The following is a 24,763-nucleotide window of genomic DNA, read 5'->3' on the forward strand; positions in this document are numbered from 1 at the left end:
CTGGAGCGATTACGCACACTGCCCGAACACGTCTACAACCAGATGGTCATGGGCTGAAAAACGTGGGGATACCTCAGGCCTTGACTCGGTCTTGGCCTCGCCGTTGGGTTATGTGTGGACAGGTATGGCATCTGCCATGAAACCCCGCCCGCGCATCTTTTTCGTATAGATGGCCAAGCCATTACTTGCCTGACCATATCAGCGACGCATTCGCGATAATGCTTGCCGCAACGCACTACATCAGATAACCCCGTGAACACGCCAACCACACTCTCCGACTGGCTCGCCTACATCGAGCAACAGCATCCGCAGAACATCGCCATGGGCCTGGAGCGCGTGCGCGAAGTGGCTTCACGCTTGGCGCTTGGCTCGCCGGCCAAGCATGTCATCGTCGTCGGCGGCACCAATGGCAAAGGCTCCACCGTGGCCTTTATCGAGGCGATCGGGCGGGCGGCCGGCTGGAAGGTGGGCACCTACACTTCGCCGCATCTGCTGCGCTACAACGAGCGCGTGCGTATCGATGGAGACGAGGTCAGCGATGCGCAACTTGTGGATGCATTCGCAGCGGTCGAGGCGGCGCGCGGCGAGAGCGCGCTGACGTATTTCGAGTACGGCACGCTGGCCGCGCTGTGGCTGTTGCAGCACTGCGGGCTGGATCTGGCGGTGCTGGAGATCGGCCTGGGCGGGCGCCTGGATGCGGTGAACATCATCGATTCCGATGTGGCGGTGATCACCGCCGTGGATATCGACCACACCGATTGGCTGGGCGAAGACCGTGAGGCGATCGGTACCGAGAAGGCCGGCATCATCCGCGCCTGGAAACCGGTGGTGCTGGGCGAAATCGACCCGCCGTCGAGCGTGTTGCGGCGTGCTTACCAGCTGGGCGCCAGCGCGATCCGCGCCGGTAGCGATTACTTCTTCGAGCCGATCGACGCACAACAATCCAAGCCGCAGCAATGGCGCTGGCGCGATGTTGCGGTGACATTGGAGCTACCGATGCCAACCCTGCACGCGCCGGTGCAGCTGGCCAATGCAGCGGCTGCGATCGCCGCGCTGCAGGCATTGCCGGTGCAACTGCCCGATGCCGCCTGGGCGCAGGGCATCACCAATGCACAGGTGGCCGGGCGCCTGCAGCGTATCGATGTCGATGGCGTGCAGGTGCTGCTGGATGTTGGCCACAACCCGCAGGCCGCACGCGCGCTGGCCGATGCACTGGGCGCGCAAGCGCACGCTGGCAGCACGCATGCGATCTATGCGGCGCTGGCGGACAAGGACGTGCTGGGCGTGGTGGAGGCGGTGGCGGCGCAGATCGACCACTGGACGCTAGCCGGGCTGGATGGCGCGCGTGGGCAGTCGGCGCAGGCCTTGCAGACCCGCTTGCAAGGCACTGCCGCAGCACAGGCAGCGTGTCATGCCGATGTGGCAAGCGCCCTGCGCGCGGTACTCGCGGCGGCCAAACCGGGCGACCGCGTGCTGGTATTGGGCTCGTTTCATACCGTCGCCGACGCGCTGCACGCACTTCATTCAGGCCACTGAGGTCGGTAGCCTGGCTGCGGCCTTATAATCGCCGCGGCACCCCGCCACGCCGCCTCTCGTCTCTTTACGTGGATACTTCTCTGAAACAGCGACTGATTGGCGCCATCGTTCTGGTGGCGCTCGCCGTGATCTTCCTGCCGATGCTGGTCAAGGGCCCTGCGCCTTCGAACAGCGTGGCCGACGTGCCGCTTGAGGCGCCCGCAACGCCTGCCAATGGCGAGTTCCAAACCCGCGAATTGCCGCTGGTCACCCCCGGCGATGCGCCGGCCGGTGGCGCGCTGGGCATGCGCGGTGTAGCCACTGCACCGGCAGCGGTGCAGGACAACCCGGATGCGGCTGATCTGGCCAATCCGTCCAGCGCGCCATCCGCTCCTGATGTGGCCGCCGGCAACTACGCGGTGAATTTTGGTGCTTACGCCACCAGTGCCGATGCCGATGCGGTGATCGCGCGGCTCAAGCAGGCGCAACTGCCCGGCTTCAGCGAAAAGACTCAGATCAACGGCCGCCCGGCATGGCGCGTACGGGTGGGGCCGTATGTTGATCAGGCCCAGGCCGAATCGGCCCGCCTGCAGGCAGTGAAGGTGCGTGGCGACGTGAACGCGCAGGTGGTGACGCTGAATGCCAATGCCGCCGCGCCTGCAGCCAGCACACCAGCACCTGCGCCGGCCGCAAAGCCCAGCAGCAGTGTGGCTGCCGCTAGCACCACCGAGCCGACCAAGACCGAAAGCCGGTCGCCGGAGCCGGCCAAGCCGGTGGCCGCTGCGCCCAAGCCGGCTGAACCGCCGAAGCCTGTGCCGGCCAAGCCGGACGTCGCCAAAGCTGAGCCGGCCAAGCCCGAATCTGCAAAGCCGGTCGTCGCTGCGCCGACAGCGCCTGCCGCCAGTTCGGTTGGTTTTGCGGTGCAGCTGGGGGCGTTTGGCCGCGCCGAAGACGCCGATGCCTTGCGCGACCGCGTGCGCGCCGCCGGCTTCAGCGCTTTTGTCGAACAGGTCCGCACCGACAAGGGCGCGCTCAACCGCGTGCGCGTCGGTCCCGTGGCCAATCGTGGCGATGCCGAACAGTTGCGTGCGCAGGTGGCGGCCAAGGTCGGCATTTCCGGCATGGTGCGTCCGCATCCCTAAAACGGCTGCGCCGTCGCCAGGCGGGCGCGGTCGGTGCCTGAAAGCGGCATGCACCACGTCTCACACTGCACATTGGTGCATGCCATCCGCATTTGCCTGAGAACCACTCACGACAGGTCGCCAGTGGTTCTCGGGTTTCCGATCGCCTCACACCCATGGAGGGGAGCGCAATGAACACCGAGCCACGTTGCAGCACCGGCGCGCGCGCCGCGCGGAGAAGTTGGCCATGATCGACATGGTACTGGGCGTCATCATTCTGGTGTCGGCCCTGTTGGGCTTGCTACGCGGCTTTGTCGCGATCGTGGTCGGCACGCTGTCCTGGTTGCTGGCGGGCTGGGCGACCTTTCAGTTCGGTGGCTCGGCCGTGCGCTGGCTGGCCGAGGGCAAGCATCCGTCGGCCACCGAGTCGTTCGGCGGCTATGCGATGGTCTTTGTTGGCGTGTTGGTGACCGTGGCGGTGATCGGCATGGTGATCCGTGCCGGCGTCGATGCGGTGCGGCTCGGCGGCATGGACCGCATGCTCGGCTTCGGTCTGGGCTTGGTGCGCGGCGGGTTTCTGGCCAGCGTGCTGGTGCTGCTGATGAGTTTCACCCCGCTGCCGCGCGAGCCGTCCTGGCGCCAGTCTGTGCTGATGCCGATGCTGTGGCCGGGTGCGGGCTGGATGCGGGCGCAACTGCCGGCCTGGCGGATGCCGTCGATGGACATGCCATCGATGGAACTCGGCAACTTGCCAACGGAGTTGGGGAAGTTGCCCTCGGCAGGCAATAATACGGATCTGGGCAAGGCGCTGTCCGGGTCCGGTCTGAGCGACACCATCACGCGTGCGCTTGGGCAACCCGGTCAAGCCGCCAGCGACGGACGCGATCCGACGCAGGCGATGCCGGCCAATATCGATCCGGCGCAGATTCGCGGCGGAGAAAGCGACCCGGCTCGGGTCGAGTCTCAAGGCCAGGCACGGCCACCTTCACAGTAACGGCGCAAGCCGCAGCGGAGAACGCGCACCATGTGTGGCATCGTCGGTATTGTCGGCAACCAGAACGTCGCCGGGCAGCTGTATGACGGCCTGACCGTCCTGCAGCATCGTGGGCAGGACGCCGCAGGCATCGCCACCGCCGATGGCACGCGTTTGCGTGTGCAAAAGGCCAACGGCCTGGTGCGCGATGTCTTCGACGAAAAGAAGATGGCGGTGCTGGAAGGCCGCGTCGGCATCGCGCATTGCCGCTACCCGACCGCAGGCTCGGAAGGCATGGACGAGGCGCAGCCGTTTTACGTCAACTCGCCCTATGGCATCGCGCTGGCGCACAACGGCAACCTGATCAACACCGAGGCCTTGCGCCAGCAGGTGTTCGAAGCAGACCGCCGCAACATCAATACCGATTCGGACAGCGAAGTGCTGCTGAACGTGTTCGCCTACGAGCTGGACGCGCAGCGCATGCTCACCCCGGAGGCGGCGATCCGCGCGGTGGCCGGCGTGCATCGCCGCTGCAAGGGCGGCTATGCGGTGGTCAGCGTGGTGCTGGGCCTGGGCCTGGTGGCGTTCCGCGACCCGCACGGCATCCGTCCGCTGGTGCTGGGCAAGCGCGATCACGCCGAAGGCACCGAATACATCGTGTCCTCCGAATCGGCGGCGCTGGATATTCTGGGCTATCAGCGCGTGCGCGACGTGCGCCCCGGTGAGGCGCTGGTGATCACTGCGCGCGGCGAGCTGTTTTCGGAAATCTGCGCAGCACCCACCGACCATGCGCCATGCATCTTCGAGTACGTGTATTTCGCGCGTCCCGATTCGATGATCGACAATATTTCAGTGCACAAGGCGCGCATGCGCATGGGCCTGAAACTGGGCGAAAAGACCCTGCGTCTGCGCCCGGATCACGATATCGACACCATCATTCCGATCCCGGACACCTCGCGCGATGTAGCGCTGGAAATGTCCAACGTGCTCGGTGTGAAGTACCGCGAAGGCTTCGTCAAGAATCGCTACGTGGGCCGTACCTTCATCATGCCCGGGCAGGGCGAACGGCAGAAATCGGTGCGTCGCAAGCTCAACCCGATCCATCTGGAATTTCGCAACCGCGTGGTCTTGCTGGTCGACGATTCGATCGTGCGCGGCACCACCAGCCGGCAGATCGTGCAGATGGCGCGCGATGCCGGTGCGCGCAAGGTGTATCTGGCCTCGGCCGCGCCGCCGGTGCGTTACCCCAATATCTACGGCATCGACATGCCGGCCGCCGAAGAGCTCATTGCGCACGGCCGCAGCGAGCACGAGATCCAGGAATTCCTCGGCTGCGACTGGTTGATATATCAGGATCTGGAAGACCTGGAAGTGGCTGTGCGCGAAGGCAACCCGGACATCAAGCAGTTCGATTCCTCGTGCTTCAACGGCGAGTACATCACAGGGATCGAGCCGGGCTATTTTCAGCGGATCCAGCAGCTACGTTCGGACGAAGCCAAGCGCAAGCGTCGCGCTTGATGGTGTGCGGCAGTGTTGTGTGGTTGCGCTGCCGGCGCGTGTTCACTGCGTTGGCCTGATGCTTGGATGATGTCGTTCGTGGGAGTTTGTGCGATGAGGCATCCCTGGCGGCGCTTGGTCGCGCGCAAGCACGCTTTCCACAATCTATACGTCATTCGAGCGGCAGGCCAAACGTGGTGAGCGCACGCCTGGCGGCTGGGCAGCGGTCGTGATCGCCGTGTCTGGTCGACACGCAATAAGGAGCGCATTGGCGATTCAGCGGTAATCCAAAATGACGGAGCGATGAAGTGACGATGGATCTCTTGCAAGCCGCACGCGCCTGCCTGCAAGCGGCCGATCCGCTGCAGAAGGTCGCGCTGACCCAGCGGCATGCGGCAGCGTTCCGCGCCGGCACGCTGTCGTTGCCATCGCCGCAGGCCGCGCCACCCGCGCCGATCTGCATGCCCGGCCGACCTGCAACGCCGGTGCTGGTGCATCCGCGCGAGGTGCCGCGGCGTGGATTGGGTACCTCGGAAGGACGCGCCGCCTTTATCCACGCCATCGCGCATATCGAACTCAACGCCATCGATCTGGCGTGGGATGCGGTGTACCGCTTTCGTGGTTTGCCGGACGCGTTCTATGCAGATTGGGTTGCAGTGGCCGATGACGAATCGCGTCACTTCATGCTGCTGCGTGCGCGATTGCAGGCGCATCAACACCACTACGGCGACTTCCCTGCGCATAACGGCCTGTGGGAAATGTGCGAGAAAACCGCGCATGACGGTCTGGCGCGCATGGCCCTGGTGCCACGCGTGCTGGAGGCGCGTGGCCTGGATGTGACACCGGCGATGATCGTCAAGCTGCGCTCGCTCGGCGATGCCGCCACCGCCGAGGTGCTGGAAACCATCCTGCGCGAAGAAATCGCGCATGTGGCGGCCGGCTCGCGCTCGTATCGCTGGTATTGCGAGCAAGCCGGCATCGAGCCGCGGGCACGCTTCAATGCGCTGCTGCGCGAGTACGCCGGCGGCTATCTGCACGGGCCGTTCAATATCCAAGCGCGGCTGCTCGCCGGTTTCGATGAGGATGAGCTGGCAAGTCTGGTGGAACAGGCTAGCTGAGGTGGAGCTGGATGTCTGCGCGGGCCGACTCTTGCAAGGGCATCAATCGTTGCGAGAGCGGAAACCGCAGATCTGGAGACGCCAGTCAGCGCCCGAAGCCGTCCATCGCGCTTGATTGCCGTGCAGCGAGGCACGCGTTTCGAATCAGGTTGCGCTAGCTCGTCCCGCGATGCCTGGGCGCCCATTTCGCGGCTGAGCTTGGGTTTGCGTGGCGCACAGCGTGCGCGACCTTGCGCGTCCACCGAGAAAAGGCGCGCTGGTTCCGCACGCATCGCCTTCGGAATCGCATCAATTCGATGCTAAACATCACAGAAATGTAATTTTAGTTTGTAATAACTTGCAATACGTAACATGTGTCCTGCCCTAATGGCGTCCCGGGGGCAGGGGCCCGGTGTTTCACATCCGTTACTTCCATGTCTAAGGAGAGAGGCGATGAAGTCGAAGGCGATGTGCACCACGGTGGGTCTGATTGCCATGTGTCTGGCCGGTTCGGCCGCCGCTGCCGGCAGACCGCTGTATCAATCCGGTCCTGCGTTGAGCCTCAGTGCAGCCACCACTGCCACCACCGAACCCTCGCTGCAACGCTTGTTGAGCTCACCGTCCACAGCCACCGCACACGTGGTCCAGCTCGATGCTGGCGCAGTCACCGCGTCGGAAAAACTGCTGGAACTGCAACTGGACGGCCAGACCATCACCGCCACCCAGGCCAAGGTCGATGCGTTGGAAGGCGGCGATAGCGTGTGGTACGGCAACCTGGGCCCGCGCGCTGGCACCCGTGCACGCACGCTGTCGGGCGTGGATCCGTTGAACTCGGCCATTCTGGTGCGCAGCGGCGACACCGTCACCGGCACCATTCGCTACGCCGGCAAGTTGTATCGCCTGCGTCCGCTCGCCGATGGACGCCACGGGCTGGTGCAGGTGGACGAGCAGCATGCCGCATGAGCACCCAGCCGAATACAGCCTGTTGCCCAAGTTCGACATGCCCGGCGACGGCCGCGTCACCGCTGCCGCCGCATCGTCTGGCGCCCGGCCACCATTCGCGTGCTGGTGGTGGTCACCAATCATGCGGTGACTGCGTATGGCGGCAACCTGCAAGCGCTGGTGCAGCTGGCAGTATCCGAGGCCAATCAGGGCTACATCAACAGCAACGTGGGCATCACCTTACAGCTGGCGCGTTATGAGACCACCAGCTATAGCGAAACCGGCAACTTCATCACCGACCTGCAGCGCTTCCGCGTGACCAACGACGGTTACATGGATAGCATCCATACCAGCCGCAACACCTCTACCGCCGATGTGGGCGTGATCGTGTTGAACAACACCAGTTACTGCGGCCTGGCATCGGGAATTGGTTCGACCGCCGCGACCGCGTTTGCGTCGGTGTACTGGGATTGCGCGACCGGCTACTACAGCTTTGCGCATGAGATCGGGCATCTGCAGAGCGCGCGTCACGATGCCACCACCGACCCGAGCACCTCGCCGTATGCCTACGGTCATGGCTATCGCTACGGCAACAGCTGGCGCACCACCATGGCCTACGACTGCACCAGCGGTTGCCCGCGCCTGAACTACTGGTCCAACCCCAACATCAGTTACAACGGCGTGCCCATGGGCAATGCCAGCACCGCCGACAATCAGCGCGTGCTGGTCAACACCAAGGCCACGATTGCCAGCTTCCGCTGAGGTTGCAGTCGATCGTCTCGCAGTCGGCCCGGCACTGCATGTGCCGGGCTTTTGCCGCTACACCCGCGCGCGGTGATCGCGCAGACTAGGCGCACCGTCGGCAACTGCCGGCCTTGTCTTGTGGAGCGGAGCACTTATGTCCAAGTCCTTACGTTATGCGGCGCTGTGCCTGGCCGCACTTGCGGTGGCCGGCTGCAAACAGCAACCCGCCGAGCCCGCTCCTTCACAGCCCAAGCCCGCTGCTGCGGTGATCGCAGCGCCCACCGGCAACGATGCCAAAGCACGCGCGCTGCATGTGCTGGAAGCGCGCTTGCAGAGCGATCAGTTTTATCCAGACAACTGCATTGGCATCATGTCCGAACAGGACGATGCGCCCCCCCCGGACGCTTTCGAATTCGCCGTGCACGAGCGCCATGGCAATGACTGCCCAGGCGACCCGCAGACCAGCCCGGTGCGCGACCGCTTCCGCGTGCAGGCCGATGGGACGGTGCTCTGGTACGACGTGGTCAATGCCGATTTTGTCGATTACGCCGAGCATGCACGTAGCGTGCAGTGAGGCAGTTGGAGCGCGGATGGTCTGTGTTGTTGCGTAGCAGTGTGTTTGTGCGCGATCAGGCTTGCGCACAAGGCTTCAACGCGTCCAGGTACGTTACTAAGAGCGGCTAAAAAAACGTAGCGAGCAGTCGTCAGGTGGGTGCGGACGGCGCGCTCAGAACCGGAGTGTACGAGTGGTACATGCCGATTCCGAGCACCGGCCGCGCCCGCCTGGCGGTGAGCGCAGTCGTTTTGTTAGCCGCTCTAAAGCGCCAACTGCTCCAGCGCGATGCTGTCGGCATCCACACGCAACACCGAGCCTTGTTCGTACCAGTCGCCCAGCACGATGCGCGTGCAGGTCTGGCCGCCGGCCTGCAGCGTGTGGACGGCGGGGCGATGGGTGTGGCCGTGGATCAAGCGATCCACGCCGTAACGCACGAAGGTCGCTTCCACCTCGGCCGGTGCGACGTCGGTGACTGTTTCGAAGCGCGATTGATCGCCCTGCTTGAGTTCCGATTGATGGGCCTGGCTTGCCGCGCGCGCCTGCTGCGCGAACGCCACCCGTGCGGCCAGCGGCTGCGCCAGGAATTGCGCCTGAAACACTGGGTCGCGCGTTTGCGCGCGGAATGCCTGGTAGGCGGTGTCGTCGGTGCACAGTAAATCGCCATGCATCAGTAGTGTCGGATGCCCGTACAGATCGATGACGGTGGGGTCGGGCAGGATGCGGAAGCCGGCACGCTGCGCATACGTCTGGCCAACCAGAAAGTCGCGATTGCCCGCCATGAACAACATCGGCACACCGCTATCGGCCACGGCATGCAGCGCGATGGCCACCGCGTCTGCGGCAATCGATGGGGTGTCATCGCCAATCCAGGCTTCGAACAGATCCCCGAGGATGTAGAGCGCGTCGCTACCGGGCACCTGCGTGCGGAGGAAGTCCAGAAACAACTCGGTAATCGCCGGCCGGGCCGGATCCAGATGCAGGTCGGAAATAAACAGGGTCGTCATTGCGCCATTGTACGGCGGGAGCGCGGGACGGGAACTGGGGTGCTGGGATAAGCGGCTTGAAGACGGACACGTGCCGTCGTGATGCGGCAGGTTTCTCGGCGTATGAGGGCGCGTTCTGCGTGATCGCTTTTATAAGGCCCAGGGTCAGAGGTCGTGCGCAGGACAAGAAACCAATGCCAGCGATCGTCTGCAGGATAAGAAGCCAAGATCACAGATCGTGCCAAGCGACACATCCTTTCAGCGAGCGAAATCCCCTCTTCCTGCGGGAGAGCGCGCACCCCGCAGCGTGCCGCTGTCGCGTGCCAGCGGCGCCACCCCGACCAGCTTGGCGATGGCTTTGCCGTGGAGACGGCACAGTTCGGGTCATTGGGCCGTAAGGGTCGCCACCACCACCTGGCCAACGCCCTTGACCTGGACCAGCACCTCCAGCTCGGCGCATGCCGCCACCTGTTGGGCGATGCGTGCATCGAGCCCTGTGGGTTATCGGTCGACCACGCCGGCTCTCGACGCCTAATCTGGCAGATCGGCAAGAGACAAGTGGGTGGGCGAGTGTACGGGGCGTAGGCACAAGCTGAGGTCGCAATTGCTGAGCGTTGGCTTTTTATCAACCTTTGCGAGAGAACTTCTACGGCGAGTGCACGTGGCTTTGCACGTCCTCTCATTCGCCCCTGCGGGGCACCTTCTCCCGAGGGGAGAAGGGAGTGCTGAGACTCGTTACTTATCTGGGTGGATCACTCGGCTCGACCGGACCCGATTCAGTACCCCAACAACACCGGCAATCCCCACAACGACACACTCGCCAACACCACCCCGATCGCCGTCGCAGCCAGCACATCGCTCGGGTAATGCAGCCCCAACACCACCCGCGACAGCGCCACACCCGCCGAAAACGGCACCAGCAACGGTGCCAGCCACGGATAGTAGGCCAGCGCCACGATGCTGAAGGACACCGCGTGCAAGGTATGGCCGGAAGGGAAACTGAACTCGTCCAGCGGTGCCACCCAGGCGCGAATACGTAGGTCGGCCGCATATGGGCGCGGCCGACGCGTCCAGCGTTTGAGTGATTTATAGAAGGTCAGCGCGAGTACGCCGGTGGCCGCCATATGGGCAGATGCGCGCACACCGTCCATGCCGTCGAGCAGCACCAGCAAGCCCATCAGGCCATACCAGAACACGCCATCGCCGAGCCGGCTGATGGTGGCGAACGCGCGCTGCACCGGGTTGCGCCGGCACCAGTGATTGGCGCGTCGGCACCAACGCGCTTCGTGACCGCGTAGAACCTCAAGCCGCGTTGCCGACATAACGCCCCCGTGCAGCGGTGATGCCCAGCAACAAGGCTTCGAAGTCGGACACCACCTTGTCCGGATGCAACTTCTTCATCGCCTGCGCGGCTGCAGCACCCATGCGCAGGCGCATCGTATCGTCGTCGGTGAGTGCGACAGCGGCCTGGATAAACGCCTCGTCGGTATCGACCGCCGCGCCGCTGTGACCGGTGCGCAGATATTCACGTGCTGCGCCGTAATCGAAAGCGACCGTGGCCACACCGCTGGCCATCGCTTCCAAGGTCACGTTGCCGAAGGTCTCGCTGCGGCTGGGGAACAGAAACAGATTGCCGCTGGCGAAGTGGCGTGCCAGCGCATCGCCGCGTTGGATGCCGCAGAAGATGAAATCGGGATTTTCGTGCGCAATCTTTTCGCGGGCCGGACCATCGCCTACCCACACAAAGCGTGCCTCCGGCCGAATCTGCTGCAGCTTGCGGAAGGCATGGATGGCCAGCGGCAGATTTTTTTCGCTGGCGATGCGCCCGACATAGATCGCAGCGAAGCCTTCGCCTTGGATACCCCATTCGGCACGCAGTGCGTCATCGCGTCGCGCCGGATCGAACTGCTGGTTGTTCACTGCGCGCGCCAGCAGTTGCACGCGCTCGAAGCCACCGTCGCGCAGGAACTGCTGCAGCTCGCGCGTGGGCACCAACGTGGCGTCGGCCTGGTTGTGGAAGCGCCGCATCCAGCGCAACGCGGTGCCTTGCAGCCAGGCGGCGCCGTAGTCGGGCAGGTATTGGTCGAAACGCGTATGGAAGCCGGTGGCGACCGGAATGCCGAGTCGACGCGCTGCGCGCATCGCCGACCAGCCCAAGGGCCCTTCCGTGGCCACATAGATCGCATCCGGTTGCGTGGCTCGCCAATGACGGATAAGGCGTTGTGTTGCCGGTAGCCCGAATGTCAGCCCCGGATAGCGCGGCAGCGAGGCGCCACGCACCAGCAGTGCAGTGGGCGCTTCCGTATCGCCGCTCTGACGTGGGCGCACCACGTCCACCTGATGTCCGCGTGCGCGCAGGCCGGTTTCCAGGCCATGCACGGTCAACGCCACACCATTGACTTCGGGGGGGTAGGTTTCGGTAACGATCGCGTAGCGCATGCCCGTTCTCCCATTTTCGCTAGCTTCCGGCAGGGCAATGGCATGGATGTTGCGCCCACAAGTCGCGGCGGTGACAAGCGCGACGGGATTGGGAATTCGGGATTGGCGATTCGCAAAGCGCCTTGTGCGTATTTCGGCAAGCACGCAACACAGCATGTGCCGCGGTCAACAAATCCCGAATCCCTATTGCCCAATCCCGCGTGAGGCCAAAGGCCTCAGGTCACAAACGGTTTGAACGCGATCCCCAGCCCGGCCATGCTTTCCACTTCGCCAATCAGGTCGGCGCGCAGCAGCGGGCGCGAGTCGATCCAGCTTTGCGACAGGATCAATGACAGCCGGGTGTCATCGGCGGTGAGTTCCAGGGTCGGAATCGGGTCGGACTCGTGCGCGCGATGCAGCAGCACTGCCAGCCGCAACAATGCGGCCTTGCGTCGGGTCGGTAGCAACAAACGATCCGGCAGCGCCTCGAACGCGGTCTTTGGCACGTTGCGCCGATGCGTGCGCACCAGCGACGCCAGCACCTGCTGCTCCTGCCGCGAGAAACCGGCGATATCGGAGTGCTCCAGGATGTAGCTGCCATGCACGTGGTACTGGCTGTGCGCGATGATCAAGCCCAGCTCGTGCAAACGCGCGGCACGACGCAATACCTGCGCGTCGTCGCCATCCAGCTGCCAGGATTCGCAGACCTGATCGAACAAGCGGCACGCGGTGGCTTCCACACGCTGCGCCTGCACTTCGTCGATACCGTAGCGCTGCACCAACGAGGCCACCGAGCTGTCGCGCGGGTCGTTCTCGCCGCCACGGCCGAGCATGTCGTAGAGGATTCCTTCGCGCATCGCCGCCTTGCTGACCATCAGCTTCTCCAGCCCCAGTGCCTGGAAGGCGGCCTCGAGCACCAGAATCCCGCCGGCAATAATCGGGCGGCGTTCGGCGGCTAGCCCGGGCAGTTGAATGTCTTCGATGCGCTTGGCCTTGAGCAGTTCATCGCGCAGCGCCGGCAGCGCCTCGGCGGTGATCGCGCCCTTGGTGAGCTTCATCGCCGCACAGATCTCGCCGATGGCCTTGTGGGTGCCGGACGAGCCGATCGCCTCATGCCAGCCCAGCGCCTTGTATTGATTGGCGAACTGCTGGAACTCGGCGCCGATCTCGGTCAGCGCATCCTTCCATTTCTTTTTCGACAACTTGCCGCCTGGGAAAAATCGCCGCGTGCTGGCGATGCAACCGGCCTGCAGACTTTCGCGTTCCAGCGTCTGAAAACCGCGGCCGATGATGAACTCGGTCGAGCCGCCGCCGATGTCGATCACCAGCCGGCGTTGATCTGGTTTGGGCGGTTGCGCATGCGCAACGCCGAGATAGATCAGGCGCGCTTCCTCGCGTCCGCTGACCACTTCGATCGCATGCCCAAGCGCGGTTTCTGCCGGCATTAAAAATGCCTGTGGCGAACGTAGCTGACGCACCGTGTTGGTGGCCAGCGCGCGCACGCGCAATGACGGCACTTCACGAATGCGCTGACCGAAGCGCGCCAGACATTCCAGTGCACGCTGGCGCGCCTCGTTGGAAATGCCACCTTTGCCATCCAGGCCGTCGGCCATGCGCACGGTCTCGCGCAGGCGATCGACGACGCGCAGCTGACCCATCAGGTAGCGCGCAATGACCATGTGGAAACTGTTGGAACCTAAGTCGATGGCGGCAAGAAAATCGCCGTCGCACAGGGGCGGGATCGTGGGGGAGGGCATTGGCATGGCCGCATGGTAGCCGATGGGCGGTTGGCCCCGTGAGAGGTGCCAACAAAACAACTGCGCATACCGTCGGCGGGCGCGGGCGGCGTGGTTTGTACTACTTGCACAAGCCGGCTGCACTGCGCCGCCGGCACCAACTAACGACCGCTCGTGACGTTTTATCAGCCGCTCTTCCAGACCCGATCGAGCAAAGTCATCTGCGCCGAATGCGCCGGCTCGCCGGGACCCGGCGTGCGCTTGTGGTAGACGCCCTCGGCATCCAGTTCCCACGCGTTGACGTTGTCGTCCAGATAATTCTGCAGCACTTCGCGATAGACGCGCTTGGCCAGATCCGGGTCCAGGATCGGGAAGCAGGTTTCCACGCGCCGCAGCAGGTTGCGTTCCAGCCAGTCGGCGCTGGCGCAATAGAGTTCTGCCGCACCGTCGTTGCCGAACCAGTACACGCGGCTGTGCTCCAGAAAGCGCCCCACGATCGAACGCACGCGAATATTGTCGGAGAAGCCCGGCACGCCCGGCCGCAGCGTGCAGGCGCCGCGCACGATCAGATCGATCTGCACACCGGCTTGCGACGCCGTATACAACGCGCGCACCACCTGCGGCTCGTTGAGGGCATTCATCTTGGCGATGATGCGCCCCGGGCGACCATTGCGGGCCAGCCGGGTTTCGCGTTCGATCCGCTTCAACACGCCGGTATGCAGCGTAAACGGCGATTGCAGCAACTGCTCCAGCTTCATGCGCGGTGCAAGACCGGACAATTGCTGAAACAGCATGTGCACATCGTTGCCGATGTCCACATCCGCGGTGATCAGGCTGATGTCGGTGTACAGACGCGCGGTGCCGCTGTGGTAATTGCCGGTGCCCAGATGCACGTAGCGTTTGAGCTTGCGGCCCTCGCGTCGCACGATCAGCAGCATCTTGGCGTGCGTCTTGAAGCCGACCACGCCATAGACCACCTGCACGCCGGCTTCCTGCAGCTTATCGGCCAGGCCCAGGTTGGCCTCTTCGTCGAAGCGTGCGCGCAGCTCCACCACCACAGTGACGTCCTTGCCGTTGCGCGCGGCCAGAATCAACGCATCGACAATCAACGAGTCCTTACCGGTGCGGTACAGGGTCTGCTTGATCGCCAGCACGTTCGGGTCGACCGCGGCCTGGTGAATCACATCCAGCACCGCAGTGAACGCATCGAAGGGGTGATGCAACAGCACATCGCCCTTGTTGACGATCTCGAAGATGCCGACGTTGTCGCGCAACGTGCGCGGATTGAACAACGGATACTTGAGTTCGGGTCGCTGCACCAGATCGTAGACCTGGGTGACGCGGCTCAGATTGACCGGCCCGACGATGCGATACACCGCGTTTTCGTTCAAGCCGAAGTTCTGCAGCAAGGTGCGCATGATCGGCGCCGGGCAGTCGTGGGCGATTTCAAGCCGCACCGCCGGCCGGTAGCCGCGCGTGACCAGTTCGTCGCGCAATGCCAACGCCAGGTTTTCGACTTCCTCTTCGTCCACCACCAACTCGGAATTGCGGGTGACGCGGAACTGATACGAGCCCTTGACCTGCATGCCCGGAAACAGCTCATCCACAAACTCGGACAGTACCGAGGACAAAAACACAAAGCTCTGCGTTCCGTCCGGCGACAGGCTGGCCGGCAACTGGATGATGCGCGGCAACGAGCGCGGTGCACGCACAATGGCCAGATGGCCGGCGCGGCCGAACGCATCCTGGCCATCCAGCACCACCACGATGTTCAATGTCTTGTTGAGAATCTTCGGGAACGGATGCGCCGGGTCCAGGCCCAACGGCGACAGCACCGGCATGATCTCGTTGCGAAAATAGGCACGCAGCCAGCGTTTCTGGCGCGAATTCCATACCGTGCGGCTAAGCACTGCCACGCCGGCCGTTTCCATCGCCGGGCGCAGCACTTCGTTCCACACGTAGTACTGCTGCTCGACCAACTTGGCCGCGCGGTCGTGCACCGCGTTGAGGATGGCCGTCGGGCTCAATCCATCCGGTGCCGGCGGCAGGCCGAATTCCTGCGCATGCCGCACGGTGGCCGCGCGGATCTCGAAGAACTCGTCCAGGTTGGTGCAGGAAATGCACAGGAAACGCAGCCGTTCCAGCAGCGGCACCTGGTCGTCCATCGCCTGCGCCAGCACCCGGAAATTGAAATCCAGTTGCGACAGTTCGCGGTTGATGTACAGCGACGGCTCGCGCAACGGATCGGCGGCGATCTCTTCGGAAGAAAAAGTGTCGTGGGAGTGTTTGGCGTGGCCCATGGAGTCGATCATCAAGACGGAATGGAATGCGCCGTTATCGCGCGCAACATGCAGCGCGCTGCGACTTGGCGCGCGCTGCGCAGGTGCATCGCACCGCGCTGCGGCGCGCACCCACTACATATCACGCCGAGCGTGACAGCGGCAGGGACTGATCGCGCTGCGCGACGCGTGCAGCCACAAAATGACACGAGAATTCGCTGCCGCGCCCGACTTCGCTTTCAATCTCAAGCCGTGACTGATGCAGCCCCAGAATGTGTTTGACGATCGACAACCCCAGGCCGGTACCGCCGCTCTCGCGCGAGCGGCTGCTGGAGACGCGATAGAACCGTTCGGTGATGCGCGGCAGGTGTGAAGCGGGAATGCCGTAGCCGGTATCGCGCACCGCCAGGGCAGCGCCATCGCCGTCGCGCACGAAGCGGATGGTCACCGTGCCGCCGCCCGGCGTATAGCGCACCGCGTTGGTGACCAGGTTGGAGAACGCGCTGTGCAGTTCCTTGTTGGAGCCCAGCAGATCCACGCCTGCCTCATCGAACACTTCCACCGTGTGCCGGCCCTGGCTATGCGCTTCGGCTTCGCGGCGCAAGGTCGACAGCATCGGCGCCATCGCCACGTGTTCCTCGCCGAGTTCTTCCTGTGATTCAAGCCGCGACAGCGTCAACAGATCTTCGACCAACTGCGCCATGCGCTGCGATTGCTTGCGCATCTCTGCCAGCATCGGGCCCGAATCGGGAAAGTCTTCCGGGTCCAGCATGTCCAGATAGCCATGCACCACCGTCAGCGGTGTGCGCAACTCGTGCGAGACATTGGCCACGAAGTCGCGGCGCACCTGCTCCAGCCGCAGCAGCTTGCTGACATCGCGCGCCACCAGCAGCCAGTAATCGTCGGAATAGGGGATCAGGCGCAGATTCAAACGCAGATCCGGATCGACCGGCGAGGCGGCATCGAGCATTGGCTCGGCATTGCGACCGGCGGCCAGCCAATGCGCCAATGCTAACGGCTGCAGTCGCTCCACCACCGACACGCCCATATCGCCGGGATGATGCAGGCCGAGCAATCCACCGGCAGCCTTGTTGAACCACTGCACGCGCTGGCTGTTGCGATCCACCACTACCACCGCATCGGGCAAGGCCTGTGCGGCGGCGCGGTAGGTGCGCAGCATGTCGATCAGGCGACGCTTGCGCCCGCGCATCTCTGCCTGGCTGCGATAGAGCAGCCGATCCAGTTCGTTCCAGGCACCGACGCCTGCGGCCGGTTCGGCACGTTGGCGTGCAGTGAGCCGCCGCAACACCTGCCGCAGCCGCCAGTAGTGCCAGGCCAGCACGCCCAGCGCGGTCAGCGTCAGCGCCATCCACACATGCTCGATCAGCACGCCGGCCAGCACGGCAGCGCCCAGTAACAGCGCCAGTGTGCCGAGCGTCTTGAACCAGGCGGAACGAATATGTTGGGGCATGGAAGGCGTTACCACGGAGCGTCAGGTAGGCATGCAACCCGGCCGGTGTTTGCGGCTGGGCCGGCCTGTGCGGCAAGCATCAGGCGGCCGAAGAGAAACGGTAGCCCGAGCCGCGCACGGTCTGCACCATGTTTTCCAGGCCGAACGGTTCCAGCGTCTTGCGCAGGCGGCGGATATGCACATCGATGGTGCGTTCTTCCACGTACACGCTGCCACCCCAGACATGATCCAGCAACTGGGTGCGCGTATAGACGCGCTCGGGATGGGTCATGAAAAAGTGCAGCAAGCGGTATTCGGTCGGGCCGATCGGCACCGGCGTGTCGCCGGCGAACACCCGGTGCGCGGCGCCATCGATACGCAGCCGACCCACGGCCACGCTACCGTCTTCGTCGTCCTCGCGGGTGCGGCGCATTACCGCACGGATGCGCGCCAGCAACTCGCGCGCCGAGAACGGCTTGACCACGTAATCGTCGACCCCGGCTTCCAGGCCGCCGACGCGGTCGTTCTCTTCGCCGCGCGCGGTCAGCATGATGATCGGAATCTCGCGGGTCAGCGATTCCTTGCGCCAGCGCCGCGCCAGGTCCAGCCCGCTGGTGCCTGGCAACATCCAGTCCAGCAAAATCAGATCCGGCACACGGTCGGCGATGGCGGTCTGCGCCTCGCGGGCATCGCCAGCATGGATGGGTTCGAACTCGCCTTTGCGCAGCGCGAACGCCACCATGTCGCGGATTGCGGGTTCGTCGTCGACGATCAGAATGCGTTTCTGCACGCGGGGCTTACCGTCTGGCTTTGATGGTCGCCAGTAGACTACGGTTTTGTGACTCTAATGTGACATGGCGGGCGTGTTACGTCGTTTGCAACGCCGCCAAGCGGGCTGTGCCGCGAGAAGACAAGCAGACATTGCAGCGTCGAGCGCACCATGTGTCATCCCGAAAGTGAAACCGCCGCACCGCATGAAATGCACTAACGCGTCGACAGATCCGGGTCGCGGATGCCCTGGCGCCGCAGTTCCAGCACGGTGGGCGTGATCGCGGCAATGCGTGCATCCACCCGCGCACGTGTCACATAATCGAGATCTTTCTTTTTCAGCGCCTCCAGCTGGATCAGCGCCTGCTCGGCGCGGCCGTTCAAGTACGCGGACTCGGCATAGGCCTCGCTGGCGCGCAGCTGGTCGCCGGACAGTTCGCAGGCGCGCGCGTAGGTCTGCTGTAACAAGGCGTCGTCGCTGTTGCGATAAAGCAGGGGTTCCAGCACCTGACGCGCACGCTGGCCGGATGTCTCGGTCGCCTGCTCGTTGAGCGCGCCTGCATAGGTCAGCGCCACCGCGCGGTTGTTCGGTAACTGCTTCAGCAGCCCATCGAAACGTGCAGTGGCCACCTCGCGCTGGCCTACCCGCGCCTGCGCCTCGCTCAGGCCCAGCGTCAGCCATAAATTATCCGGATGCGCCTCCAGCAGGCTGGCCAGTTGGGCCACAGGCTCGCTCGGCCGCCCGCCGCTGTTGCGCAAGCGCGCCAGTGCCTGCCCGTAGCGCTGCGCGTCGGTCAGGCCGTTCTTGGCGCTGCGGCGCAGGGTTTCGTATTCGCGGATGGCCGCATCCGGCGTGGTCGCGCTGAGCACGCGCAGGCGCTCCTTGGCCCAATCGAAGCCTTGTTGTTGGCCGCCCCGGCTGAGCGCGTCCACCGGCAACCGCAGCGCATACGGAAGAATCGCGTTGCCGGTGCGGCTCACTGGCTCCGACAGCGACGGGTCAGAGAGATTCACGCGCTCCTGGCGCGTTCCGCTCGGCACCGAGGTGGTCAGCACCACAGTGTTCTTCTTCATCTGTTCGGCGCGCGCCTTGGCCTCGCTGATACGGGTGACGGTGACCGGGTGGGTCTGCAGGAAATCCGGCGCGCTGTAACCGCCCTCGTTGGCACGCATCGCCACCGACATGCGCTCGAAGAAGCCGGCCATCGCATCCACGTCGTAGCCGCTGCGCACCAGCGTGCGGATGCCCAGCCGGTCGGCTTCGGATTCATTGGAGCGGGTGTAGTCGATCTGGCGCTGCTGCATCAGCCCCATCGCACTGGTGATGCCGGCCATGGTGGCATCGCCCTTGGAATTGCCGCCGGCCTGTTGCGCAGCGACCACCGCTGCCAGCATGCCGAGCAGGATCGGGATCTGATCGCGCTGCGCCCGCTCCACCCCGCGCAGCACATGCTGCTGGGTGACGTGGGCGATTTCGTGCGACAGCACCGCAGCCACTTCGTCCTCGCGCTCGGCAGTCAACACCAGCCCGGCATTGACCGCGATGTAGCCGCCCAAGGTGGCGAACGCATTGATCTGGCGGTCGCTCAGCATGAAAACCGTAAACGGCTGCTGCGGCTGGTCGCTGTTGGCGCCCAGCCGGGTGCCCATGGTCTGCAGCCAATCGCTGATCAGCGGGTCGTCCAGCACGTAGTCGTAGTTGCGCAACTCGGCCAGCATCATCTTGCCGTATTCGGCCTGGCGCGCCGGGGTCAGCAACTCGCCGGCAGACGAGCCGATATCGGGCAGGCGGCTTTCCTGCGCAGGTGCCACACCCATGGCAACGGCCAGTGTGAGGGCGGTGGCGAGCGGTAGCAGGCGCAAGTGGAACTCCCAGGTAGTGCGCGGAGCATGCGGGCAGCACGGCGCAATGGCGTGAATCGACAGTTAATCCATAGTGTTGCGGTGACGACATGGAAATTCCAGTCGGCCGGTCCCATGTGTCAGAGCTTCAGACAAACCACGGAGTTTCCAGTGAGCCAAGACCCTAACGTGCAGGATGCGGCCACCGGCCCGCAGATCACCCTGTATTCCTCTGCGATCTGCCCGTACTGCGTGGCGGCCAAGAACTTCCTCAAGAGCAAAGGCCGGACCTGGACAGAGGTGCGCATCGACCTGGACCCGGCCGAGCGTAACAAGATGGTTGCGCTGGCCAAGCGCACCAGCGTGCCGCAGATCTTCGTCGGCGACGTCCACGTGGGCGGCTACGACGACATGATGGCCATGCACCGCGCCGGCAAGCTCGAACCGTTGTTGGCCGGCGCCACAGGCGGCCAGACATGAGTGAGAACGACGGCGGCAGCGGAGACCGTCTGCGCGAGTTCACCGAATTCCGCCAGCGCATGAATCAACGCATCCTGGCCTAGCCCAACCAGGTGGTGCGCCGCTTCTTCGCGCTGGACACGCAGACCTATCAGGCCGGCGCGCTGGACGTCAAAACCAAGGAGCTGCTCGGCCTGGTCGCTTCGTTGGTGCTGCGTTGCGATGACTGCATCAGCTATCACGTCGCGCAATGCAAAGAGGCTGGCGTGACCCGCGAACAGTTCTTCGAAACCGTCTCGGTCGGCCTGGTGGTCGGCGGTTCCATCGTCATCCCGCATCTGCGCCGCGCGGTGGATTTTCTCGACCAGCTCGAAGACGGCGGCCAGGCGCCGGCGCAGCACCCGCACGACTAACTGGCGCAAATCCGGCGCTCCAACGCGCTGCCCTGCGAGGCGGCGCGTTGCGGCGGTTGTGCGCCGCTCTTCGACCAAGGTCGGTTTGGGCGCCTTCACCGGCATCGGGCATAATTGTCGGTGAAACCTCCTTGCGCCGGTATGCCGGGTTTCCGGTTGGCGCTCCCCCCCTTCAAGTTCGGAAACCCAACGTTATGACGCAGACAATCACGGTCATCCGCGGCGACGGTATTGGCCCGGAGATCATGGATGCCACGCTGTTCGTGCTCGACGCGCTGCAAGCTGGCCTGACCTACGAGTACGCCGACGCCGGCTTGGTCGCGCTGGAGAAACACGGCGATCTGCTGCCCGAGTCCACCCTGGCCTCGATCAGCAATAATAAAGTCGCCCTCAAGAGCCCGCTGACCACGCCGGTCGGCGAAGGCTTCAGCTCGATCAATGTCGCCATGCGTCGCAAGTTCGACCTTTACGCCAACGTGCGTCCGGCCAAGTCGTTCCCCAACACCAAGTCGCGCTTCGCCGATGGCGTTGACCTGATCACGGTGCGTGAAAACACCGAAGGCGCCTACCTGAGCGAAGGCCAGGAAGTGTCGGCCGACGGCGAGACCGCAGTGTCGATGGCCAAGGTCACCCGCAAGGGCTCCGAGCGCATCGTGCGCTACGCCTTCGACCTGGCGCGCGCCACCGGCCGCAAGAAGGTCACCGCGGTGCACAAGGCCAACATCATCAAGTCGACCTCGGGCCTGTTCCTGAAGGTGGCGCGTGAGGTCGCGGCGTTGTACCCGGAAATCGAATTCCAGGAAATGATCGTCGACAACACCTGCATGCAGCTGGTGATGCGCCCGGAACAGTTCGACATCATCGTGACCACCAACCTGTTTGGCGACATCCTCTCCGACCTGTGTGCCGGTCTGGTCGGCGGCCTGGGCCTGGCTCCGGGTGCCAACATCGGTCTGGATGCGGCGATCTTTGAGGCCGTACACGGCTCGGCGCCGGACATCGCGGGGCAGGGCAAGGCCAATCCGTGCGCGCTGCTGCTGGGTGCCGCGCAGATGCTGGACCACATCGGTCAGCCGCAGAACGCCGAGCGCCTGCGCGAAGCCATCGTGGCCACCCTGGAATCCAAGGACTCGCTGACCCCCGACCTGGGCGGCACCGGCAACACCATGGGCTTCGCCAAAGCCATCGCCAGCCGCGTCTAAACATCCAAGCGAACTGCGAAACAAGAAAGGGCGCCTAGGCGCCCTTTCTTTTTGCTCCAAACCAGAACGGGCAAGTGATCCGCTCATACGATTCCCCATTCCCCGCTTAATTGCGCGACTGCAGCTTCGACAGCAACCGCAAGAACTCGATGTACAGCCACACCAGCGTCACCATCAGGCCAAATGCGCCGTACCACTCCATGTGCTTGGGAGCGCCCTGTTCCACACCGGTTTCAATGAAGTCGAAATCCAGCACCAGGTTCAGCGCCGCAATGACCACCACAAGCATGCTGAAGCCGATGCCGATCAGGCCCGAGTCGTGGATGAAGGGAATCCGCACGCCGAAAAAGCCCAGCACGATGGTTGCCAAGTACACCAGTGCAATTCCGCCGGTGGCCGCAACCACGCCCAGCTTGAAGTTCTCAGTGGCCTTGATCAGCCCACTGCGATAGGCGAACAGCAGGGCGAACATCGTGCCGAAGGTCAGCAGCACCGCCTGGAACACGATGCCGTTGAAGCGTGCTTCGTACACCGCCGAAATCGAGCCCAGGAAGAAGCCTTCCACCAGCGCATACAGCGGCGCGGTGATCGGTGCCCAGGTCGGCTTGAAGCTGGTCGCCAGCGCGAACACCAGTCCGCCGATCGCGCCGGCGATCATGTACAGCTTGGCCGCAGGCAACGGCATGCCGTCTGCGCCGACTGACTGCGACCAAGCGAAAGCAGCAGTGAGCACAGCCATCAACAACAGCGCGCCGGTCTTGTTGACGGTGCCATTGAGCGTCATCGCCCGACCGTCGCGGGTGACGACCGAGCCGGAGCCGAGGTCGAGGAACGTGGATTCCCGAAGGGCAGGGTTGCCGCTACGCATACGTGTTCTCCATGAAATGTTGGTGCTCGCCATGGTGGTGAGCGTGGTTGCGAGGATACCGGATCGGTGAATTTACGCAGAGTGATTGACAGCGAGGCCAATCGTTCCCAAAATAGCCGGCCTTTCCAGCCTTCGGGATTGAAAGGCCCCGCCGGGGTATAGCGCAGTCTGGTAGCGCGCCTGCTTTGGGAGCAGGATGTCGGGGGTTCGAATCCCTCTACCCCGACCATTCCGAGCTTCGTGCGGCGTGGGAATGCAACGTTCGGTCCGGGCGCCCGTAGCTCAACCGGATAGAGCACCGGCCTTCTAAGCCGGCGGTTACAGGTTCGAGTCCTGTCGGGCGCGCCATCGGCGGTGCGGTAGGAAGTAAGTAGGTAGGTTTTCAGTGGTGGCTGTAGCTCAGCTGGTTAGAGTACTGGATTGTGATTCCAGATGTCGGGGGTTCGAGTCCCCTCAGCCACCCCACTGATTGCAGGAAATGTTGGGCCCGATGCATCGCCGGTGTTGCAACGACGCAAAAAAGCACATACAATGTGCGACCAGTTTCAGGGCCGTTAGCTCAGTTGGTAGAGCAGTTGACTCTTAATCAATAGGTCCAAGGTTCGAATCCTTGACGGCCCACCAAATAAAACAGCCACTTAGCGCAGCGAAGTGGCTGTTTTTCCATGTGCCGGGAAAATTGCGTGCCGATCCGATCATGGTTCAGGTACCGAAAAGTGGCGTTGAGTGGACGGCCTTGTCAGTGACCTCCGCCGTCTTGGTGCTTCTCTAGAATCGCACCGCCCAAAAGAGCGCTAAGCGCGCAGCTGGCCGTGTGCTTGCAGCCGTTATTGAGCTTCAAATCATCTGTCGGCTGGCGTCGGACGACGTCCTCCCCTTCTGAGTAACGCTCGGGTTTAGAATCCGGGGCTGATGATATCGGAGGCCGGCAGGGATTAGTGAAAAGTTGTGGCTGACAGCGGGTTAGGGAAGGTCTGATTAACCCATGCATCGCCGCCATGCGGCTCAGTCAAATCAATAAGTTAAGCTTCGCGCAAGTGGTTAATCAGAGAATCCTTAGCTCAATTTCGGCTATTTTTTTAAAGGCGGCTTCAACTCTGATTCGCACCACCAACGGGTGTGAAGTGATCCAGGCGACCTGACCTGAGCGACTTCACCGCACAAGTGGCGTTGCGTATGTCATCCAGCCGCCTGGATCTTCCGGAACGTTACCGTCTGCATGCGTTGCCGACCAAAAGCGCGGCGGTCGGTTGTTCACGCATCGACGCACACCTCGCCGCAAGCGGCGCCGACGGGGCGTGCGCGATGGCCGCGGGCAGCTGACACAGCGACGCAGCTGGACACAGCGCCCAAGGGTGGTGGAGCAGCGAAGCCGCATCGGCGACTGCGCGCTGGATACCATCCGGGCCTCACACGCAAAGGCCGTGGTTGTCAGCATGACCGAACCCCGCAGTCGCCTGCATCTGCTGGTTCGCTCGCCTGACGGCACCGCCGAGAACGTGCGCAAGGCCATCGTCCAGCGGCTGGGTGGCCTCCGCCATACAGGGCACATCCTCACCGCCGACAACGGCAACCAGTGCGCCGATCATCAGCTCATGGCCGCCTGCGTGCAGAGTGATTTCTATTTTGCAGATCCGTCCTGCGCATGGCAGCCAGGCAGCAACGAAAATGCCAACGGGTTGACCCGCCAGTACTTGCCACGACAGACGATTTCAGCCCCATCGCCGATGCGCACCTGCGATGGATCAAGCAGCGGCTCTTCAATCGTTGGCGCAAGATACCCGGCTTCAAAACCTCCCTCGAAGTCTTCTCCGAGGAGGTCCTCAACAGCGTTGCGAATCAGCGTTGGATTCGCCGGCCATACAACGTGTGTACGGGGCATCTCTCACCGCGCCCGCCT

17 protein-coding genes, 4 tRNA genes, 2 other RNA genes and 3 pseudogenes are annotated in these 24,763 nt (G+C 63.7%); 16 read left to right on the forward strand and 10 right to left on the reverse strand.

The window, feature by feature from the left end:
* The first annotated feature begins 252 nt into the window (after window positions 1–252).
* The 7 genes and pseudogenes from folC (at window position 253) to XpopCFBP1817_RS11035 (ending at window position 8,463) form a co-directional block, all read left to right on the forward strand.
* A complete protein-coding gene (gene folC, locus XpopCFBP1817_RS11005; protein ID WP_128417166.1) occupies window positions 253–1,536 on the forward strand; it encodes a bifunctional tetrahydrofolate synthase/dihydrofolate synthase in 1,284 nt (427 codons plus the stop codon).
* A gap of 68 nt (window positions 1,537–1,604) precedes the next feature.
* Window positions 1,605–2,657, forward strand: a complete 1,053-nt coding sequence (locus tag XpopCFBP1817_RS11010; RefSeq protein WP_128417167.1) for an SPOR domain-containing protein — start codon at window positions 1,605–1,607, stop codon at window positions 2,655–2,657.
* A gap of 226 nt (window positions 2,658–2,883) precedes the next feature.
* Window positions 2,884–3,630: a CvpA family protein gene (locus XpopCFBP1817_RS11015; RefSeq protein WP_128417168.1), complete on the forward strand. Its 747-nt coding sequence runs from the start codon at window positions 2,884–2,886 to the stop codon at window positions 3,628–3,630.
* Between the two features lie 30 nt (window positions 3,631–3,660).
* Window positions 3,661–5,127 (forward strand): amidophosphoribosyltransferase, encoded by a 1,467-nt coding sequence (gene purF, locus XpopCFBP1817_RS11020; protein ID WP_128417169.1) that lies wholly within the window; start codon window positions 3,661–3,663, stop codon window positions 5,125–5,127.
* Window positions 5,128–5,420: 293 nt separating this feature from the next.
* The gene (locus tag XpopCFBP1817_RS11025; RefSeq protein ID WP_128417170.1) at window positions 5,421–6,224 is read left to right on the forward strand and encodes a ferritin-like domain-containing protein; all 804 of its coding nucleotides are present in this window, start codon (window positions 5,421–5,423) and stop codon (window positions 6,222–6,224) included.
* 432 nt (window positions 6,225–6,656) lie between these two features.
* A pseudogene (locus tag XpopCFBP1817_RS11030) lies at window positions 6,657–7,907 on the forward strand (zinc-dependent metalloprotease).
* Window positions 7,908–8,043: 136 nt separating this feature from the next.
* On the forward strand, window positions 8,044–8,463 hold the full coding sequence (locus tag XpopCFBP1817_RS11035) for a hypothetical protein (protein WP_128417171.1): 420 nt from the start codon (window positions 8,044–8,046) through the stop codon (window positions 8,461–8,463).
* A 104-nt stretch (window positions 8,464–8,567) separates the two neighbouring features.
* Here the strand turns inward: XpopCFBP1817_RS11035 and XpopCFBP1817_RS11040 are convergent.
* The 5 genes from XpopCFBP1817_RS11040 to ppx form a co-directional block, all read right to left on the reverse strand.
* Window positions 8,568–8,644: non-coding RNA, sX9 sRNA (locus XpopCFBP1817_RS11040), on the reverse strand.
* A gap of 61 nt (window positions 8,645–8,705) precedes the next feature.
* Window positions 8,706–9,449 carry a UDP-2,3-diacylglucosamine diphosphatase gene (gene lpxH / locus XpopCFBP1817_RS11045; RefSeq protein ID WP_128417172.1) on the reverse strand — a complete coding sequence of 248 codons (744 nt, stop codon included), beginning with the start codon at window positions 9,447–9,449 and terminating at the stop codon, window positions 8,706–8,708.
* Between the two features lie 755 nt (window positions 9,450–10,204).
* Window positions 10,205–10,750, reverse strand: coding sequence for a phosphatase PAP2 family protein (locus XpopCFBP1817_RS11050; RefSeq protein ID WP_128417173.1), 546 nt, complete (start codon window positions 10,748–10,750; stop codon window positions 10,205–10,207).
* Complete coding sequence (locus XpopCFBP1817_RS11055) at window positions 10,731–11,867, reverse strand: glycosyltransferase family 4 protein (protein ID WP_128417174.1); 1,137 nt, start codon at window positions 11,865–11,867, stop codon at window positions 10,731–10,733. Before XpopCFBP1817_RS11055 ends, XpopCFBP1817_RS11050 begins: the two co-directional genes overlap by 20 nt.
* 215 nt (window positions 11,868–12,082) lie before the next feature.
* On the reverse strand, window positions 12,083–13,603 hold the full coding sequence (gene ppx, locus XpopCFBP1817_RS11060; protein ID WP_208619605.1) for an exopolyphosphatase: 1,521 nt from the start codon (window positions 13,601–13,603) through the stop codon (window positions 12,083–12,085).
* 95 nt (window positions 13,604–13,698) lie between these two features.
* Between ppx and XpopCFBP1817_RS11065 the strand changes: the two genes are divergently transcribed.
* Window positions 13,699–13,773: non-coding RNA, sX9 sRNA (locus tag XpopCFBP1817_RS11065), on the forward strand.
* On the opposite strand, the gene ppk1 is transcribed toward XpopCFBP1817_RS11065, so the two are convergent.
* From ppk1 to XpopCFBP1817_RS11085, 4 genes are all read right to left on the reverse strand, one after another.
* A complete protein-coding gene (gene ppk1 / locus XpopCFBP1817_RS11070) occupies window positions 13,768–15,882 on the reverse strand; it encodes a polyphosphate kinase 1 (RefSeq protein WP_128417182.1) in 2,115 nt (704 codons plus the stop codon). The two genes, XpopCFBP1817_RS11065 and ppk1, sit on opposite strands and share 6 nt — an antisense overlap.
* 121 nt (window positions 15,883–16,003) lie before the next feature.
* Window positions 16,004–17,332, reverse strand: a complete 1,329-nt coding sequence (phoR, locus tag XpopCFBP1817_RS11075; RefSeq protein ID WP_167393908.1) for a phosphate regulon sensor histidine kinase PhoR — start codon at window positions 17,330–17,332, stop codon at window positions 16,004–16,006.
* 79 nt (window positions 17,333–17,411) lie between these two features.
* A complete protein-coding gene (gene phoB / locus XpopCFBP1817_RS11080) occupies window positions 17,412–18,101 on the reverse strand; it encodes a phosphate regulon transcriptional regulator PhoB (RefSeq protein ID WP_128417177.1) in 690 nt (229 codons plus the stop codon).
* 194 nt (window positions 18,102–18,295) lie between these two features.
* The gene (locus XpopCFBP1817_RS11085) at window positions 18,296–19,942 is read right to left on the reverse strand and encodes a M48 family metalloprotease (protein ID WP_128417178.1); all 1,647 of its coding nucleotides are present in this window, start codon (window positions 19,940–19,942) and stop codon (window positions 18,296–18,298) included.
* Between the two features lie 150 nt (window positions 19,943–20,092).
* On the opposite strand from XpopCFBP1817_RS11085, the gene grxC reads away from it, so the two are divergent.
* The 3 genes and pseudogenes from grxC to XpopCFBP1817_RS11100 all read left to right on the forward strand — a co-directional run bounded on the left by grxC (window position 20,093) and on the right by XpopCFBP1817_RS11100 (window position 21,995).
* A complete protein-coding gene (gene grxC / locus XpopCFBP1817_RS11090) occupies window positions 20,093–20,401 on the forward strand; it encodes a glutaredoxin 3 (protein WP_167393909.1) in 309 nt (102 codons plus the stop codon).
* A pseudogene (locus tag XpopCFBP1817_RS11095) lies at window positions 20,398–20,793 on the forward strand (carboxymuconolactone decarboxylase family protein). The gene grxC and the pseudogene XpopCFBP1817_RS11095 overlap by 4 nt, the downstream one beginning before the upstream one ends.
* Before the next feature lie 194 nt (window positions 20,794–20,987).
* Window positions 20,988–21,995 (forward strand): isocitrate dehydrogenase, encoded by a 1,008-nt coding sequence (locus XpopCFBP1817_RS11100; RefSeq protein WP_128417180.1) that lies wholly within the window; start codon window positions 20,988–20,990, stop codon window positions 21,993–21,995.
* A gap of 106 nt (window positions 21,996–22,101) precedes the next feature.
* Here XpopCFBP1817_RS11100 and XpopCFBP1817_RS11105 read toward each other — a convergent pair whose 3' ends face one another.
* Window positions 22,102–22,863: a Bax inhibitor-1/YccA family protein gene (locus XpopCFBP1817_RS11105; RefSeq protein WP_128417181.1), complete on the reverse strand. Its 762-nt coding sequence runs from the start codon at window positions 22,861–22,863 to the stop codon at window positions 22,102–22,104.
* Window positions 22,864–23,015: 152 nt separating this feature from the next.
* Between XpopCFBP1817_RS11105 and XpopCFBP1817_RS11110 the strand changes: the two genes are divergently transcribed.
* The 5 genes and pseudogenes from XpopCFBP1817_RS11110 to XpopCFBP1817_RS11130 all read left to right on the forward strand — a co-directional run.
* Window positions 23,016–23,092: transfer RNA gene (locus XpopCFBP1817_RS11110), tRNA-Pro, on the forward strand.
* Window positions 23,093–23,134: 42 nt separating this feature from the next.
* A tRNA-Arg gene (locus XpopCFBP1817_RS11115) sits at window positions 23,135–23,211 on the forward strand.
* 40 nt (window positions 23,212–23,251) lie between these two features.
* Window positions 23,252–23,328 (forward strand) — tRNA-His (locus XpopCFBP1817_RS11120).
* Between the two features lie 83 nt (window positions 23,329–23,411).
* Window positions 23,412–23,487: transfer RNA gene (locus XpopCFBP1817_RS11125), tRNA-Lys, on the forward strand.
* A gap of 602 nt (window positions 23,488–24,089) precedes the next feature.
* Window positions 24,090–24,763 (forward strand): annotated as a pseudogene (locus XpopCFBP1817_RS11130) (IS30 family transposase); the annotation flags it as partial.

It is taken from the genome of Xanthomonas populi, from assembly GCF_002940065.1.
Lineage (GTDB): Bacteria > Pseudomonadota > Gammaproteobacteria > Xanthomonadales > Xanthomonadaceae > Xanthomonas > Xanthomonas populi.